This is a genomic window from Nocardia sp. 348MFTsu5.1, from assembly GCF_000383535.1.
Classification (GTDB): Bacteria; Actinomycetota; Actinomycetes; order Mycobacteriales; family Mycobacteriaceae; genus Williamsia; species Williamsia faeni.
On sequence record NZ_KB911511.1, the window covers coordinates 88,801 to 102,737 of the forward strand.

The window sequence follows — 13,937 nt, forward strand, 5'->3', positions numbered from 1 at the left end:
CGACACCCGCAATCTACCTGCGCGAGCGGCGCGCGACTCCCCCACCATCAACTCCGGCCCGCTCCTGGTCCGGGGGACCGGCGGTACTCCTGCTTCGGCCGCCCGGTGGCCCCATATCGCAGGCGCATCGCCAGTTTCCCGGAAGCGACGAGGTTGGCGAGGTGTCGTCGGGCAGTGGGTGGTGAGATGCCCACCGCGGCCGACACCTCGTCGGCGAACATCGACGTGTCCCGGTCTGCGAAGGTGCGCAGGATCAGTTCCTCTGTCCGAGAGCCGGTTTCGATGATCTCCCGGGACGCCCGACCGAACCGAAGCGCTCCCAGCGCAGCGTCGACGGCCTGTTGCTCGAGGGTCGGCTCGGCGAGAATCCGGCGGTACTGGAGATACGCGGACAGCCGGCGCGCCAGTTCGGTGTTCTCGAAGGGCTTGATCAGATAGGTGAGCGCACCCGACCGCAGCGCCCGGCGAACCGCGCCGCCGTCGGTTTCCGCGCTGAGAACAAAGGCATCGCAACCGATCCGGGCCAGCAGATCGAGGCCTGATCCGTCCGGGAGATGAACATCGATCAGGGCCAGGGAGATGTTCGGATGGTCCGAGATCGCGGTCAGAGCCTGCGCGATACCCCCGACCTGCGCCACCACGACGAATCCACCGACCGCATCGACAACACCGGCGTGCAGGGCCGCGACCCGGAAGTCGTCGTCGACGATCAGCACCTCGAGCGGCGAGGAGCTCACGGCGTCCGTCCTTCGAGCATGTGCGGGAGCCGGGCGAGGAAGACGGCACCGCCGAGACGGTTGTCGGTGGAGACACCGCCGCCCCGGTCGACCAGCGCGAGATCTCCACCTGACTGCCAGGCGAGCAGCCGGGACAACGCCAGGCCCATACCCCGGCCACCGGGAACTGTGCTGTCGACGTGGGTGGTCACCCCTTCGATGAACACCTGCTCCGGATCGTCGAACGCAATCCCACCGCCGGAATCGGCGACGGTCACCAGGAGCGTCTCGTCCTCGCTGATCAACTCCACGCACACCTCCGCGTCCGGGGTCCCGGCAACCGCTTCGATCGCGTTGTCGATGAGATTGCCGACGATGGTCGTGACCACCACCGGTTCGGCCAGGATGCCGTCGAGGTAGGTCTGCTCGCTCAATGTCAGCAGCACTCCACGTTCGCGCGCGACGGCGGCTTTGGCATCGACGAAAGCACGTAGGTGGGGTTCGTCGATGTTCTCGATTCCGGGGACCTCGGTGCCGTACGGCCCGGTGCCCATCACCTCGTCGAGGTAGTCGAGTGCGTTCGCGCTGTCGCCTTGGCGCAGCAGTCCCGCGATCAGATGCATCTGATTGGCCGACTCGTGCCGCGAAGCCCGGAGTGCATCGCTCATCGCCTTGATCGAGTCGACCTGGCGGGTCAGCGATTCGACGTCGGTGCGGTCGACCACCGACAGCACCATTCCGAGGTCCCGGTTCTCCCGGCGGACCGGATGCGAGCTCACCAACACGATGCGGTCGCCGACGGTGGCCGACCGCGGGTCGGCGACCGGTGTTCGAGCGACTTCCAAAACCCTTGCGGTCAAGCCGATTTCATCTACCCGACTGCCTACGTCAGCGGTGATGGCGAGCAGTTCACGGGCCCTGTCATTGATCACCCGGACCACCCCGTCGCCGTCGATCGCAACCACACCTTCGGAGATCGAATGCAGCACCGCGCCCTGCTCCCGAACCAGTTCGGCCAGCTGATCGGGTTCCAGACCCAACGTCAGGCGACGCCAGCGCCGGGCCAGCAACATCGAACCGATCGCGCCGACGAACAGGGCGCCGGTGGCAATACCCGCCAGCGCCAGCAGATCGCGTCTGACGTCCTTGCGAACCTGCTCGGTCGAGATCCCGACGCTGACGAGGCCGACCACCCGATCACCGTCGAGCGAATACACCGGCACCTTCGCGCGGACCGACTCGCCCAGGGTGCCACGGTCGGTGGCGAGGTCCTCGTCACCGCTCAGCGCCGACGAGGGGTCGGTGCTGAGCGGTTTGGCCAGTTCAGCCGGATCGGGATGGGCCAAACGCAGGCCCTTGTCGTTGGCTATGACAACAAACAGTGCACCGGTGCGTTCGGCGACCTCGGCTGCCTGTTGTTGCAGGGCTCCGGATTCCAGCTCGGACGGGACCAGCGCGCCTCCCTGGCTTTCGACCTCGGCCTGTACCTGATCGTCGGTGGCGACCGATCGGGCGATCGCGAGGGCGCGTTGGGCGTATTCGTCCCGAAGCCGGCTGGTGCTGCCGGAGATCACCAATCCGAATCCCAGGCCCAGGCTGACGGCGAGGACCACCATCTGCAGGAGGAGTACCTGGCTGCGTAGCCGCATCCCGCCAGCCTAGTGTCGCGGCGTCAGAATGGAATCGATCCCACGGCGACACCGACCACCAACATCGCCACCGACACCGCCACTGCGCGCCAGAGCACCTTTTTGTGGTGGTCTGCCAGCGACACCCCGGCCAGGGACACGAGCAGCAGGATTGCCGGCACCAGCGGACTCTGCATGTGCACCGTCTGCCCGGTGATCGAGGCCCGCGCCATCTCCGCCGAATCGATGCCGTAGGCCGAAGCGGTCTCCGAGAGAACCGGCAGGACACCGAAGTAGAACGCGTCGTTGCTCATCAGGAAGGTCAACGGCATCGACAACAGTCCGGCGATCACCGCGAGATGAGGCCCCATCGAATCCGGGAGTGCCGAGGTGAGCCACTGCGCGATCGCCTCGACCATTCCGGTGCCGGCGAACACCCCGGTCAGTACGGCCGCGGCGAGAACCATCGCGACCACCGAGACAATGCTGGAGGAATGTCGTGTGATGGCCTCCTGCTGCGCCTTGACGTGGGGGAAGTTGATGACCAGCGCGATCGCGGCGGCCACCATGAACAGCACCGGGATCGCGATGACGTCCATGCCCAGCACCGCGAGCAAGCCCACCGTCAGCGCGGCATTGACCCAGAAGAGTCGTGGCCGCAAGGTCGTCCGGTTCGGATCGAGTGCACCCCCGAATCCTGTTCCATCACTTGACTTGTCGGCGTCGAAACCATCGCCGCCGCCGGTACCACCGGTGCCTCCACTGCCACCGTTGCCGGCACCGCCACCGACGCGGACCGACCCCGGGCCACCACTGCCGACGAGGACCGATTCGCGAATGGTGATGGTCCCGATCCGGCGCCGCTCCAGAACTCCGAGGTGGTAGGAGAACAAGAGCACGATCACCAGGCCCGCCACGAGCGACGGGATCATCGGGACGAACACCTCTGACGGCGAAATCCCCAGGGCCGCAGCAGCGCGAGCGGTCGGGCCACCCCAGGGCAGGATGTTGAGGGTGCCGTTGGCCAGGCCCGCTGTCACCGTCAGGACCACCGGACTCACACCGAGTTTGAGGTAGAGGGGCAGCAGCGCAGACGTCACGATGATGAAGGTCGTCGACCCATCGCCATCCAGCGAGACCACCATCGCTAGCAGTGCGGTGCCGACAACAAGCCGGGCCGGATCGCCGCGCACCGCGCGCACCACGGCGCGCACCACGGGATCGAACAATCCGACGTCGATCATGATCCCGAAGTAGATGATCGCGAAGAACAGCATCGCGGCGGTCGGCGCGAGGTCCTCGATACCGTCGGTGATCATGTCGCTGATCCCGAGGCCGGCACCGGCGAACAACCCGAATGCCACTGGCACCAGGATCAACGCCACCACCGGGGTTGCCCGTTTGGTGATGATCAGGACCATGAACGTGGCCACCATCAGGAGGCCCAAGATTACTAACATGACGACACTGCTCTCGGTTGCGGACGGTGAACCCGGAGTGATCTCCGTTACATCGAGAGTCTTGGCCGGTTCGGCATCACAGTCACGCTTGAGTGCGTAAGACGCGTTTTGCGCATTTTTGTAAGTCGGACGACTACCGCGTTCATGGAAGGTCATGAGGCACAAAACCGCCGGTCAGCAGCGGTTGCTGACCGGCGGTCTGGAAGATCGGGGCCCGATATCCGGGCCTGATATCAGAGAATCTCGCGACGAACGATGGTCTGTTCGCGGCCGGGACCGACACCGATGCACGAGATGTGGGCACCGGAGAGTTCCTCGAGACGCAGGACGTAATCCTGGGCGGTCTTCGGCAGCTCCTCGAACTTCTTGCAGTTCGAGATGTCTTCCCACCAGCCGGGCATCTCCTCGTAGATCGGCTTGGCGTGGTGAAAACCGGTCTGGCTCATCGGCATCTCGTCGACCCGCTGTCCGTCGACCTCATAGGCGACACAGATCGGAATGGTGTCGAGGCTGGAAAGGACGTCGAGTTTGGTCAGGAAGAAGTCGGTGATGCCGTTGACACGGGTGGCGTACCGCGCGATCACCGCGTCGAACCAGCCACAACGACGTGCGCGTCCGGTGGTCACACCGACCTCGCCGCCGGTCTTGGCCAGGTATGCGCCCGACTCGTCGAACAGTTCGGTGGGGAACGGTCCCGATCCCACGCGGGTGGTGTACGCCTTGAGGATTCCGAGCACCGTGGTGATGCGGGTGGGGCCGATACCCGAACCGACCGATGCGCCACCAGATGTCGGGTTCGACGACGTCACGTACGGGTACGTGCCGTGGTCGACGTCGAGCAGGGTGCCCTGCGAGCCTTCCAACAGCACGGTCTCGCCGGACTCGAGCGCCTGGTTCAGCAGCAGCCGGGTGTCGGAGATGCGGTGCTTGAAGCCTTCGGCCTGGCCCAGCACCTCTTCGACCACCTTCGCCGGATCGAGCGCACGACGGTTGTAGATCTTGGTGAGGATCTGGTTCTTGATCTCGAGTGCGGCCTCGACCTTCTGGGTCAGGATGCTCTCGTCGAGCACGTCGGCGACACGCACACCGACCCGGGCGATCTTGTCCTGGTAGCAGGGCCCGATGCCACGCCCGGTGGTACCGATCTTCTTGTTGCCCAGGAACCGTTCGGTCACCTTGTCGATGGCCACGTGATACGGCATCAGCAGGTGAGCGTCGGCCGAGATCAGCAGACCGCTGGTGTCGACGTCCCGGTCTTCGAGTCCACTGAGTTCCGACAGCAGCACACCGGGGTCGACGACGACACCGTTGCCGATGACGTTTTTGACGCCGGGAGTCAGGATCCCGGACGGGATCAGGTGCAGGGCGAAGGTTTCACCGTTGGGTAGGACGACGGTGTGTCCGGCGTTGTTACCGCCCTGGTACCGCACCACCCACTGCAGACGACCACCCAAGAGGTCGGTGGCCTTGCCTTTACCTTCATCGCCCCACTGGGCGCCGATCAGCACGATCGCAGGCATTTACGCGCTCCTTCCGGCCGGCGCACGTCAGATGTGACACCGAACCGTGGGTCAACCCTACTTGGTCGTTGCCGGATATCTGGGACCGGTACTCCCGGCACGTCGATGGCTCACGAAATTCACCGCCTGCCTCCGATCAGTAGGATCGCGCAGAGGAACGCATGTGAGAGCCTGCGTGGGACAACGGACGTGGGACAGGGTTGGTCCACCGAGTGTGAGCGAGGACCGAGTGCGACCTGCAGAAGTACGGGTGATCGCAGAAACATCTGCGTCCGGCGAGCTGATCCCGGCGGGCCTGGAGATCATGCGCACGGTCCGCGAGCGCGGCCCGATCATCGCCGCCCTGAACTCGGCACTGTCCGATCCCGAAGTCACCCGCCTGATCGTGGTCGCGGGACCCGAATTGCCGGACGCGTTCTGCGCCGCGGTGATCAGCCGGTTGATGCTGCTCGAGCGGCTCGATGTCGAGGTCGCCCTCGTCCTGCCGTTCCCGACTCCGGCCTCCGGCGTCTACGGGCTGCCGACCGGATCCGCCGCCGTCGCTTTGGCAACCGACGGATCCGCCGTCGAGGTACCGCTGATCCGCGACGACATGGCCATCGTGTTGATCGGTACGGCCCGCCAGCGTGGCATCGACGGCGACCTGGACGGCGAGAGCTACGTGGACAGCACTCTGCTGCTCCGCGGCAAGGCGAAGGCCGTGGTCGTCGAACCGACCGCCGAGATGCCGGGCGTACGCGCACGTCTGGACAAACGCTTCCGCTCGCGCTGGCATGTCGGCCGGGCCGCCCAGACCGGCGCCCGGCAACTGATCGTCGAGCGCGATGGCATCACCTCGCCCCGGCCGACCAAGCGGTCGACGTTCTACCGCCATCAACAGAACTGGCATCTGGTGCGGCCGTGACCCCGGGAACAATCGGGGCCGTCGCCCGCGCAGTCCGGCCCGGACCGGTGTTTCTCGCCGTGGTCGCGGCCACGGCCATCGGCGGTGTGATCCTGTGGAACGCCGGCGGTGAACGGACGCCGACGGCGATCTTCGGCACGCTGCTCATGGTGATGGGCGGTTGGGTCATCTCGTTGTGCCTGCACGAGTTCGCCCATGCCGTAACCGCATTCAGGTTCGGTGACCACGGAGCCGAACTGCGTGGCTACCTGACGCTCAATCCCCTCAAGTACGCCCACCCGGGACTGTCACTTGTCCTGCCACTGTTGTTCATCATCTTGGGCGGCATCGGATTTCCCGGTGGCGCGGTGTACATCAACCAGTCGGGATTCACGAAAGCCCAGCGCAGCCTTGTCTCGGCTGCAGGACCACTGACGAATATCGTGCTGGGCGGGGTGCTGCTGGTGGTGATCGGCAACCAGGATCTGTTCGCGCTGCTGCCGGAACTCAACTTCTGGTCGGCGCTGTCGATGCTGGCGATCCTCCAGATCACCGCGGCACTGCTGAATCTGCTCCCGATCCCCGGCCTCGACGGCTACGGGATCATCGAGCCGTACCTCTCGGCGCAGACCCGGCGATCGATCGAACCGATTGCGCAGTACGGCTTTCTACTGATTTTTGTCCTGCTGTTCATCCCCGCCCTGAACCGGATCTTCTTCGACATCGTCTACGGACTCTTCGAATTGGGCGGAGCCGACCGGGCTTTGGCCTCCTGGGGCTGGCACCTCTTCGTCTTCTGGCGCTAGCCCCCGCCCCCCCACACCGATGATGTGGCCTTATGGCGAGCAAAACCCCAGGTGGGCACCGCCATAACACCACATCCTCGGGCGTCGGGGAGGAGTGGTTACCAGGTGATCTTCTTGTGGCAGTTCTCCTGCATCCCGGCGGGATCGACCTGGATGGTGGCGTGATCGAGTCCGTGGGCTTCGAGTATCTCCCGGGCCGCGAGCAGGACGGTCGCGTTGTCGGCGGTGGCGGTCACGTGCACTGTCGCCACATCCATGCCGGTCGTGAGGGTCCAGACGTGCAGGTCGTGGACGTCGGTGACACCGTCGATGTCGACGAGTTCTCCCCGGATCTTGTCCACGTCAACGTGTTGCGGGGCCTGCTGCGCGAGGATGCGCATGGCATCGAGGGCCAACCGGATGGCCCTGGGCGCCACCCACAGGGCGATCAGAACCGCGACCACGAGGTCGGCGTATGGCCAGTTGGTGGTCATGGTGACAATGCCGGCAATCAGGACGCCGACCGAACCCACCGCGTCTGCGAGGACTTCCGTGTACGCCCCACGCACTGCGATGCTCCCCTTGGAGTCGCTGCGCAGCAGCATCATCACGACGACGTTGGCGGCCAGTCCGATCAGGGCGACGATCACCAGCGTCAGCCCCGGGACGTCGGGGTCGGTGCCGATGCGCTCGATTGCCTCGTAGATGACGTAGACCGCGACACCCATCAGCAGGATCGCGTTGGCGACGGCGGTGAAGACCTCGGCGCGATGCCAGCCGAACGTCTTCACGTCGTCAGCTGTGCTGTGGCGGGCCAGCAGCAGCGCTCCGAGCCCCATCAGCATCGCCACGACGTCGGTGGCCATGTGCCCCGAGTCGGCGATCAGTGCCAGCGAGTTCACCATCACGCCGACGGTGATCTCGAGGACGAAGAAGACCGAGATGATGACGGCCCCGACGACCATGGGCCAGATTCTGCGATGCTCCCCCGTCACGCCGGGTACGTGGCCATGGCCGGAATGGCTGTGCGAATGGCCCACCGGCGTCCCCCTCAATCGACGAATACGGCTAGAGCAGCCGGATCCCAATATATGCACGCTTACGCATGTGTTGCAAGAGTGCGGATCATCGCAAGGTGGCCATCGCCGAAACCCTGGTCAGGCCACAGACCATCAACAGGTCAACCAGTGTCGACCGGACCTGCGCCAGGATCACGGTCTCGGTGAGTCCGCTGTCGGCGACCAGACTCTTACCCGACCGGCGGGCGATGCTCCGAAGTACCCGCGCCCCGTCAGCCTGATCCGGCGACTGTCCCGGGTCGGCGAGCATCATGTCGTTGAGCACATATGAGGCATGCCCGAGGTCGGCGACCAATTCGATGATCTCGGGCTGGATCGGTTCCCCGTTCTCGACGGCCCCGGCCGCACGACGGGCGAGCACCCGGACATTGCGAACGGCGTTGTCGAGCGGGTCCGCCACCGCCGCCAACCGGTCGAACCGTGAGTGATTCGCCCAGTGCAGCGGGGATATCTTGCTGATCTCCTTGCCGCCGGAGAGGTCCGTCCGCATCTCGTCGATGCCGGACTGGGTCCCGCGCGCATGTTCCAGTGCCGAACGCACCCGATCCTGGTCCATCTGTCGCAGGCCACCGGCCACGTCCGACAGAACGTCGGCGATCGTGGCGAGCACGTCCGCGGCGTCGCGTCGCGCTCGCAGCACTGGATGCGTCGGCATGAGCGCGATGACAACGATCGCCACCACACCGCCGGTGAATGCGTCGATCATCCGGTTGAAGCCTTCGACGCCGCCGGGCGGCAGCAGAGTGGCCACCAGCACCGCCGAACTCGCCGCCTGAATCGGAACCAGCTGCCCCTTGTCGACGAGGACTGCCGCGGACATCGCGATGGCGACCACGACCATGATCTGCCAGGTTCCGGATCCGATCACCGAGATGATCAGGTCACCGACGGCCACACCGACGGTGACACCGGCGGCCACCTCGAGCGCACGGCGCCATCGCCGGCCCGCCGACAGGCCGAGGGAGATCACCGCGGCGATCGGCGCGAAGAACGGGTGCGTGTGCCCGAAGATCTCGGTGGCGATCCACCACGCCAGACCCGCGCCCAGCGCACACTGCAGCACCGGCACGATGGACACCCGCAAGCGATGCAACGGCGCGCGCAGGCGTGCGGGGACCCGACTCCGGTCGATCCGGATCCGGCCGATCAGTCGACGCCCCCGCTTGGCGTCATGTTCAGGCGAGCCCGAGCTCGCCGGCGGCTGCGGGGTCACTTTCGTTGAGCAGGTCGAGACAACGGAGGTACTCGTCTTCCTCACCGATCGACTGCGCCGCCCGCGCCAGGACTCCGACGCACCGCAGGAATCCCTGGTTCGGCTCGTGGCGCCACGGCACCGGGCCGAATCCCTTCCACCCGTGGCGACGGAGCTGGTCGAGTCCGCGGTGGTAGCCGGTGCGCGCGTAGGCGTACGCGGTGATGGTTGCGCCCTCGTTGATGGATGCCTCGGCCAGATAGGCCCAGGCGATCGAAGCAGTGGGATGTGCTGCGGCGACGGCAGCCGGATCGGCCCCGTTCAGCAGGTCCGATTCTGCCTCGTCATCTCCGGTCAACAGGGTGGGTTGGGGGCCGAGAAGATCTCCGAACGACGTCATCGGTTCATTGTCGCAGCTCTGCCTCCGAACCGGTCGACCCGTCCACCTGCCCGCCGGTTCGATAGGGTGATCGCAGCGCTGCGCGGGGGAATTCGTGATCGAGTTGTCGACCGGTCCTGCGCGCTGAAATCAGTTGTCGGTCTAGGGACAGGGCTGGGTGGATGTCACATCCTGACGATGAAGGTAGTTCTTTCGTGAACCGGACGTTCTCGTCGTTCCGTAAGCGTCGCGAGGAAAAGTACGAACCGGCAGCTCCGGCGCCGACCGAGCCACCCAACCGCCTCGAGCGACGCCCGGAGGGCGCGGACGAGCGACCGGCCGCGCAGGCAGACGAGTCGACTGACGTGCCTTCGGACGACACCACCGCAGCCGCCGGGGTGACCAAGCCGATCACCACGGCAGAAGCCCCGGAGGTCGCAGTTGAGAATGCCGAGGCTGAAGACACCGAGCCTGGGGACGCGGCTCCCCACACGCAGGAACCCGACACCGAGACGCCGGCTGCCGAGGCTCAGGATGCCGAGGAGACCGACCCGGTGGCCACCGATGCCGACACCACCGACGATCCGGCTGATGCCGACGCGGCTGACGTCGAGGCGGAAGACGTCGAAGCCGCAGAGGTAGACGAAGCCGCCGAAGCTGCCGAAACTGAAGCTGCCGAAGTTGAAGCCCCAGAGGTTGAAGCTGCCGAAGTCGATGAGAGCGAAGTCGACGAGAGCGAAGTGCCCGAGGCCGAAGCTCCTGAGACCGAGAGCGCCGATACCGCGGACAACACCGACGACGCCGAACCGGTCGAAGAGGAGCCGGTCACAACCCCGGCGCCCACCGCGGACTTCGACGACGAAGTAACCACCCGCTTCGCTGCGGTGACCCCCACCCCGGCACCTGCGGTCCTCACGCCCGCCGGATCCCCGGCCGACGACAAGGCCACCGAGCGAATCGATACCGGATCGGAAGCGGCCACCGAGAAGATCGACATCAGCAAGGCCGCGCCGGTGGCGGTGGCGGCATCGCAGGCTCCGACAGCCGCCCGCGCCGGAAATTGGAAGGCCGAAGCTGCTGCGCCGCAATATATTCCAGCCGGCGGCGGGAACCCGCAAACTCGACCGCCGGAAAGCGCACCGAAGAAGTCCCGGAAAGGCCTGTGGATTTCACTTGCTGCACTGATCGCGATCATCGCGGCAGTTGTCGTGGTGGTGGTCCTGGTGGCCGGTGGCGACGAAGAAGCCGAGGTTCCACCTGCAGATGTCGCAGCCGACCGCGCACTCGAATACGTGACCGCGTTGCAGGACGGCAACATCGTTGTCCTCCGCGCGATCACCTGCGGTGAGGCCCAGCAGCGATTCACCACGATGTCCGACCAGGAGTTCGCCGCAGATCATCAGGTCCAGAAAGCCAACAACGAGCTCGTGGGTGTTGACGGGGTCAAGGCGTCCAAGATCATCGACGACGGCAACGGCGCAGTGGTCGAAGTCATCGCATACAAGACCGCAACGCCCAACGACAAACTCGATGTCGCGTTGACGCTCAGCAAGATCGACGGTGAATGGAAAGTCTGCAAGGCCTGATGTCCGGCGAACGCCCGTATACCTGCCACCCTTCGACGCTAGGCTTTCTCAGGTGCCCTCATCGCAAGATCGGCCATCGGTGCAGACGCCCGCCGAACACCGCTTGGTGAACACCCCGACCACGGCCATGCCGTCGACTCCTCCACAGCCGGGGCACCCGGAACGAACTGACGTGGACACTTCACGCGCTACCACTGCGCCGGTGCCCGCGGCCAGGCACGCCGCCCCACCGGTGCCGGAGCGTCGGCTCCATACGCCACCGGTGCCGGAGCGTCGACTCCAGGCGCCGCCGGCACCGAACCCAGCACAGACGGCCCAGTTCCACCGGCCACCGGCGGCGTCACCGCGGCCCGGCACCTACGCGCCACCTGCCGCCTACTCAGCGACGCCGTACCCCGCCCAGCCCAATCACGCCCAGCCCAATCACGCCCAGCCCAATCACGCCCAGCCATATCACCCGGGGTATCCCAACCAGCCGTATCCGGCGGTCCGACACAACCCGCAGCCTGCTTACCGGCCCGCGGACGTCGAGCCCAGTGCGGTTCGGATGACCACAACAACACAGCGGCCGCACAACCGGGTTGATACCTCGGTCGTCTGTGCAGCCGCTGCGTTGATCTTGCTGGCGCTCGCAGTCCTCGTCGGACTGATGCTCTGAATGTCGGACTGATGTGGGGCGTTATCAGCCCAGGATCGACTTGCCGGTCGACTTGAGGTCGTTGCAGGCCTCGACGACGCGCTCGCTCATCGACGCTTCGGCCTTCTTCAGGTAGTTGCGCGGGTCGTAGAACTTCTTGTTGCCGACCTCGCCGTCGATCTTCAGGACGCCGTCGTAGTTCTCCAGCATGTGGCCGGCGATCGGGCGGGTGAAGGCGTACTGGGTGTCGGTGTCGACGTTCATCTTGATGACGCCGTAGCCCAGCGACTCTTCGATCTCGCTCTTGAGCGAGCCCGATCCACCGTGGAAGACGAAGTCGAACGGCTTGGCGTCATCGGACAGACCCAGCTTCTTGACGGCGACTTCCTGACCGATCTTGAGAACCTCGGGGCGCAGCTTCACGTTGCCGGGCTTGTAGACGCCGTGGACGTTGCCGAACGTCGCGGCCAGCAGGTAGCGGTTGCCCGTGTCACCGGCACCGAGTGCCTCGATGGTGGCTTCGAAGTCTTCGGCCGTGGTGAACAGCTTGTCGTTGATCTCGTTCTCGACACCGTCCTCTTCACCACCGACAACGCCGATCTCGATCTCGAGGACGATCTTGGCGGCCGCGGCCTTGGCGAGCAGCTCCTTGGCGATTTCGAGGTTCTCCTCGAGCGGCACGGCGCTGCCGTCCCACATGTGCGACTGGAACAGCGGGTTCTTACCGGCGTCGACGCGTGCCTGCGAGATCTCGATCAGCGGGCGGACGTAGGTGTCGAGCTTGTCCTTGGGGCAGTGGTCGGTGTGCAGCGCGACCACAACGTTGTATTTCTCGGCGACAACGTGCGCGAACTCGGCGAGCGCGACGGCGCCGGTGACCATGTCCTTGATACCCAGGCCCGAACCGAACTCGGCACCACCGGTCGAGAACTGGATGATTCCGTCACTGCCGGCGTCGGCGAATCCCTTGATCGCGGCGTTGATGCTGTTCGACGAGGTGCAGTTGATCGCGGGGAACGCGAAACCGCCTTCCTTCGCCGCATTGAGCATCTGTGCATATTGTTCGGGGGTTGCGATGGGCATAGGTCCTCCAGCTGCAAGTGTCAGGGTCGTCTCGGATACAAGTATTGCAAGGACCTCATCACACTGCCGGAGGCCGGTTCCCGGATCGGGAATCGGACACCCGGTACCCTTGGGTCCTGTGATCGAGACTGCGTTGGCCCAGACCACGACAAATGTTGCTTTGATGCCCGGATTCCTGGACCCCGTCACCCTGTTGGGATGGTTCGGGGGCTGGGCTTTGGCGGGCCTTCTGGCGGTCATCCTAATCGAGTCGGGCGTCCTGTTCCCGGTGCTTCCCGGTGATTCCCTGCTGTTCACGGCGGGCATGGTCGTTGCCGCCGGCGGCAAGGAAGGCGTCGACGACTTCGCCACCCTGTGGCAGCTGATGATCCTCATCCCGCTCTTCGCGATCATCGGCGGACAGATCGGTTACTGGATCGGCCGCTACGCCGGCACCGCGATGTTCAAGCCCGACGCCCGGTTCCTCAAGAAGCGCTACATCGACGAGGCCCACGAGTTCTTCGAGAAGCACGGCCCGATCACGATCTTCCTGGCCCGGTTCGTTCCGATCGTCCGGACCCTGGCACCGATCGTCGCCGGAGCTGCCGCGATGAAGTTCCGCGTGTTCTTCATCTACAACGTGGTCGGAGCGATCGTCTGGGGCTGCGGCATCACCCTGCTCGGCTACTGGCTCGGCGGGTTCGAGATCGTCCAGAAGCTGATCGAACCGATCTTCATCGCCATCGTCCTGTTGTCGATCCTGCCGATGGTGTGGGAGGCCTACCGTCGCCGCAAGCGTGCCTCGGAAGCCCCGGCCGAGACCGAACCGGCACCCAAGGCCTCCGACACAGCCAGCTAGTCCCGCCCCTGCGCCCGCGCCGCCGCAGGCTTTCCAACCGGATACCGGTGTTGCAGTACCGGTGTCCGCTCGGTAAACCTGCACGGAACTGGCTTTGGCGATCTATCCACAGTCTCGTACCGATCCCACAGTTGCCCTGATTCCGCCACTC

The 13,937-nt window shown here is 65.3% G+C and carries 13 protein-coding genes; 5 read left to right on the forward strand and 8 right to left on the reverse strand.

From position 1 onward, the window contains the following. Window positions 1-47: 47 nt before the first annotated feature. From H290_RS0106835 to H290_RS0106850, 4 genes are all read right to left on the reverse strand, one after another. The gene (locus H290_RS0106835) at window positions 48-737 is read right to left on the reverse strand and encodes a response regulator (RefSeq protein ID WP_020106036.1); all 690 of its coding nucleotides are present in this window, start codon (window positions 735-737) and stop codon (window positions 48-50) included. Next, window positions 734-2,365, reverse strand: coding sequence for a sensor histidine kinase (locus H290_RS0106840; protein ID WP_020106037.1), 1,632 nt, complete (start codon window positions 2,363-2,365; stop codon window positions 734-736). The genes H290_RS0106835 and H290_RS0106840 overlap by 4 nt, the downstream gene beginning before the upstream one ends. 23 nt (window positions 2,366-2,388) lie before the next feature. Beyond that, window positions 2,389-3,804 carry an SLC13 family permease gene (locus H290_RS0106845; RefSeq protein WP_028462886.1) on the reverse strand — a complete coding sequence of 472 codons (1,416 nt, stop codon included), beginning with the start codon at window positions 3,802-3,804 and terminating at the stop codon, window positions 2,389-2,391. A 233-nt stretch (window positions 3,805-4,037) separates the two neighbouring features. Continuing rightward, window positions 4,038-5,324: an adenylosuccinate synthase gene (locus H290_RS0106850; protein ID WP_020106039.1), complete on the reverse strand. Its 1,287-nt coding sequence runs from the start codon at window positions 5,322-5,324 to the stop codon at window positions 4,038-4,040. A 229-nt stretch (window positions 5,325-5,553) separates the two neighbouring features. Here H290_RS0106850 and H290_RS0106855 point away from each other — a divergent pair, with 229 nt between their 5' ends. Next, window positions 5,554-6,228: a hypothetical protein gene (locus H290_RS0106855; protein WP_231373522.1), complete on the forward strand. Its 675-nt coding sequence runs from the start codon at window positions 5,554-5,556 to the stop codon at window positions 6,226-6,228. After that, window positions 6,225-7,013: a site-2 protease family protein gene (locus H290_RS0106860; protein ID WP_020106041.1), complete on the forward strand. Its 789-nt coding sequence runs from the start codon at window positions 6,225-6,227 to the stop codon at window positions 7,011-7,013. Before H290_RS0106855 ends, H290_RS0106860 begins: the two co-directional genes overlap by 4 nt. 98 nt (window positions 7,014-7,111) lie before the next feature. On the opposite strand, the gene H290_RS0106865 is transcribed toward H290_RS0106860, so the two are convergent. From H290_RS0106865 to H290_RS0106875, 3 genes are all read right to left on the reverse strand, one after another. Continuing rightward, complete coding sequence (locus H290_RS0106865) at window positions 7,112-8,032, reverse strand: cation diffusion facilitator family transporter (protein ID WP_231373523.1); 921 nt, start codon at window positions 8,030-8,032, stop codon at window positions 7,112-7,114. 85 nt (window positions 8,033-8,117) lie between these two features. Beyond that, the gene (locus H290_RS0106870; RefSeq protein ID WP_020106043.1) at window positions 8,118-9,284 is read right to left on the reverse strand and encodes an aromatic acid exporter family protein; all 1,167 of its coding nucleotides are present in this window, start codon (window positions 9,282-9,284) and stop codon (window positions 8,118-8,120) included. Beyond that, window positions 9,247-9,663, reverse strand: a complete 417-nt coding sequence (locus tag H290_RS0106875) for a DUF3151 domain-containing protein (RefSeq protein WP_020106044.1) — start codon at window positions 9,661-9,663, stop codon at window positions 9,247-9,249. Before H290_RS0106875 ends, H290_RS0106870 begins: the two co-directional genes overlap by 38 nt. A gap of 194 nt (window positions 9,664-9,857) precedes the next feature. Here H290_RS0106875 and H290_RS0106880 point away from each other — a divergent pair, with 194 nt between their 5' ends. Both H290_RS0106880 and H290_RS31055 read left to right on the forward strand, forming a co-directional pair. Further along, complete coding sequence (locus H290_RS0106880) at window positions 9,858-11,228, forward strand: DUF4878 domain-containing protein (protein ID WP_196809510.1); 1,371 nt, start codon at window positions 9,858-9,860, stop codon at window positions 11,226-11,228. A 52-nt stretch (window positions 11,229-11,280) separates the two neighbouring features. Further along, window positions 11,281-11,886: a hypothetical protein gene (locus H290_RS31055; protein ID WP_155976726.1), complete on the forward strand. Its 606-nt coding sequence runs from the start codon at window positions 11,281-11,283 to the stop codon at window positions 11,884-11,886. Between the two features lie 24 nt (window positions 11,887-11,910). On the opposite strand, the gene fbaA is transcribed toward H290_RS31055, so the two are convergent. Further along, entirely contained in the window at window positions 11,911-12,948 is a 1,038-nt protein-coding gene (gene fbaA / locus H290_RS0106890) for a class II fructose-bisphosphate aldolase (protein WP_020106047.1), read from the reverse strand. Window positions 12,949-13,066: 118 nt separating this feature from the next. Between fbaA and H290_RS0106895 the strand changes: the two genes are divergently transcribed. After that, complete coding sequence (locus H290_RS0106895) at window positions 13,067-13,786, forward strand: DedA family protein (protein ID WP_020106048.1); 720 nt, start codon at window positions 13,067-13,069, stop codon at window positions 13,784-13,786. Window positions 13,787-13,937 lie beyond the last annotated feature (151 nt).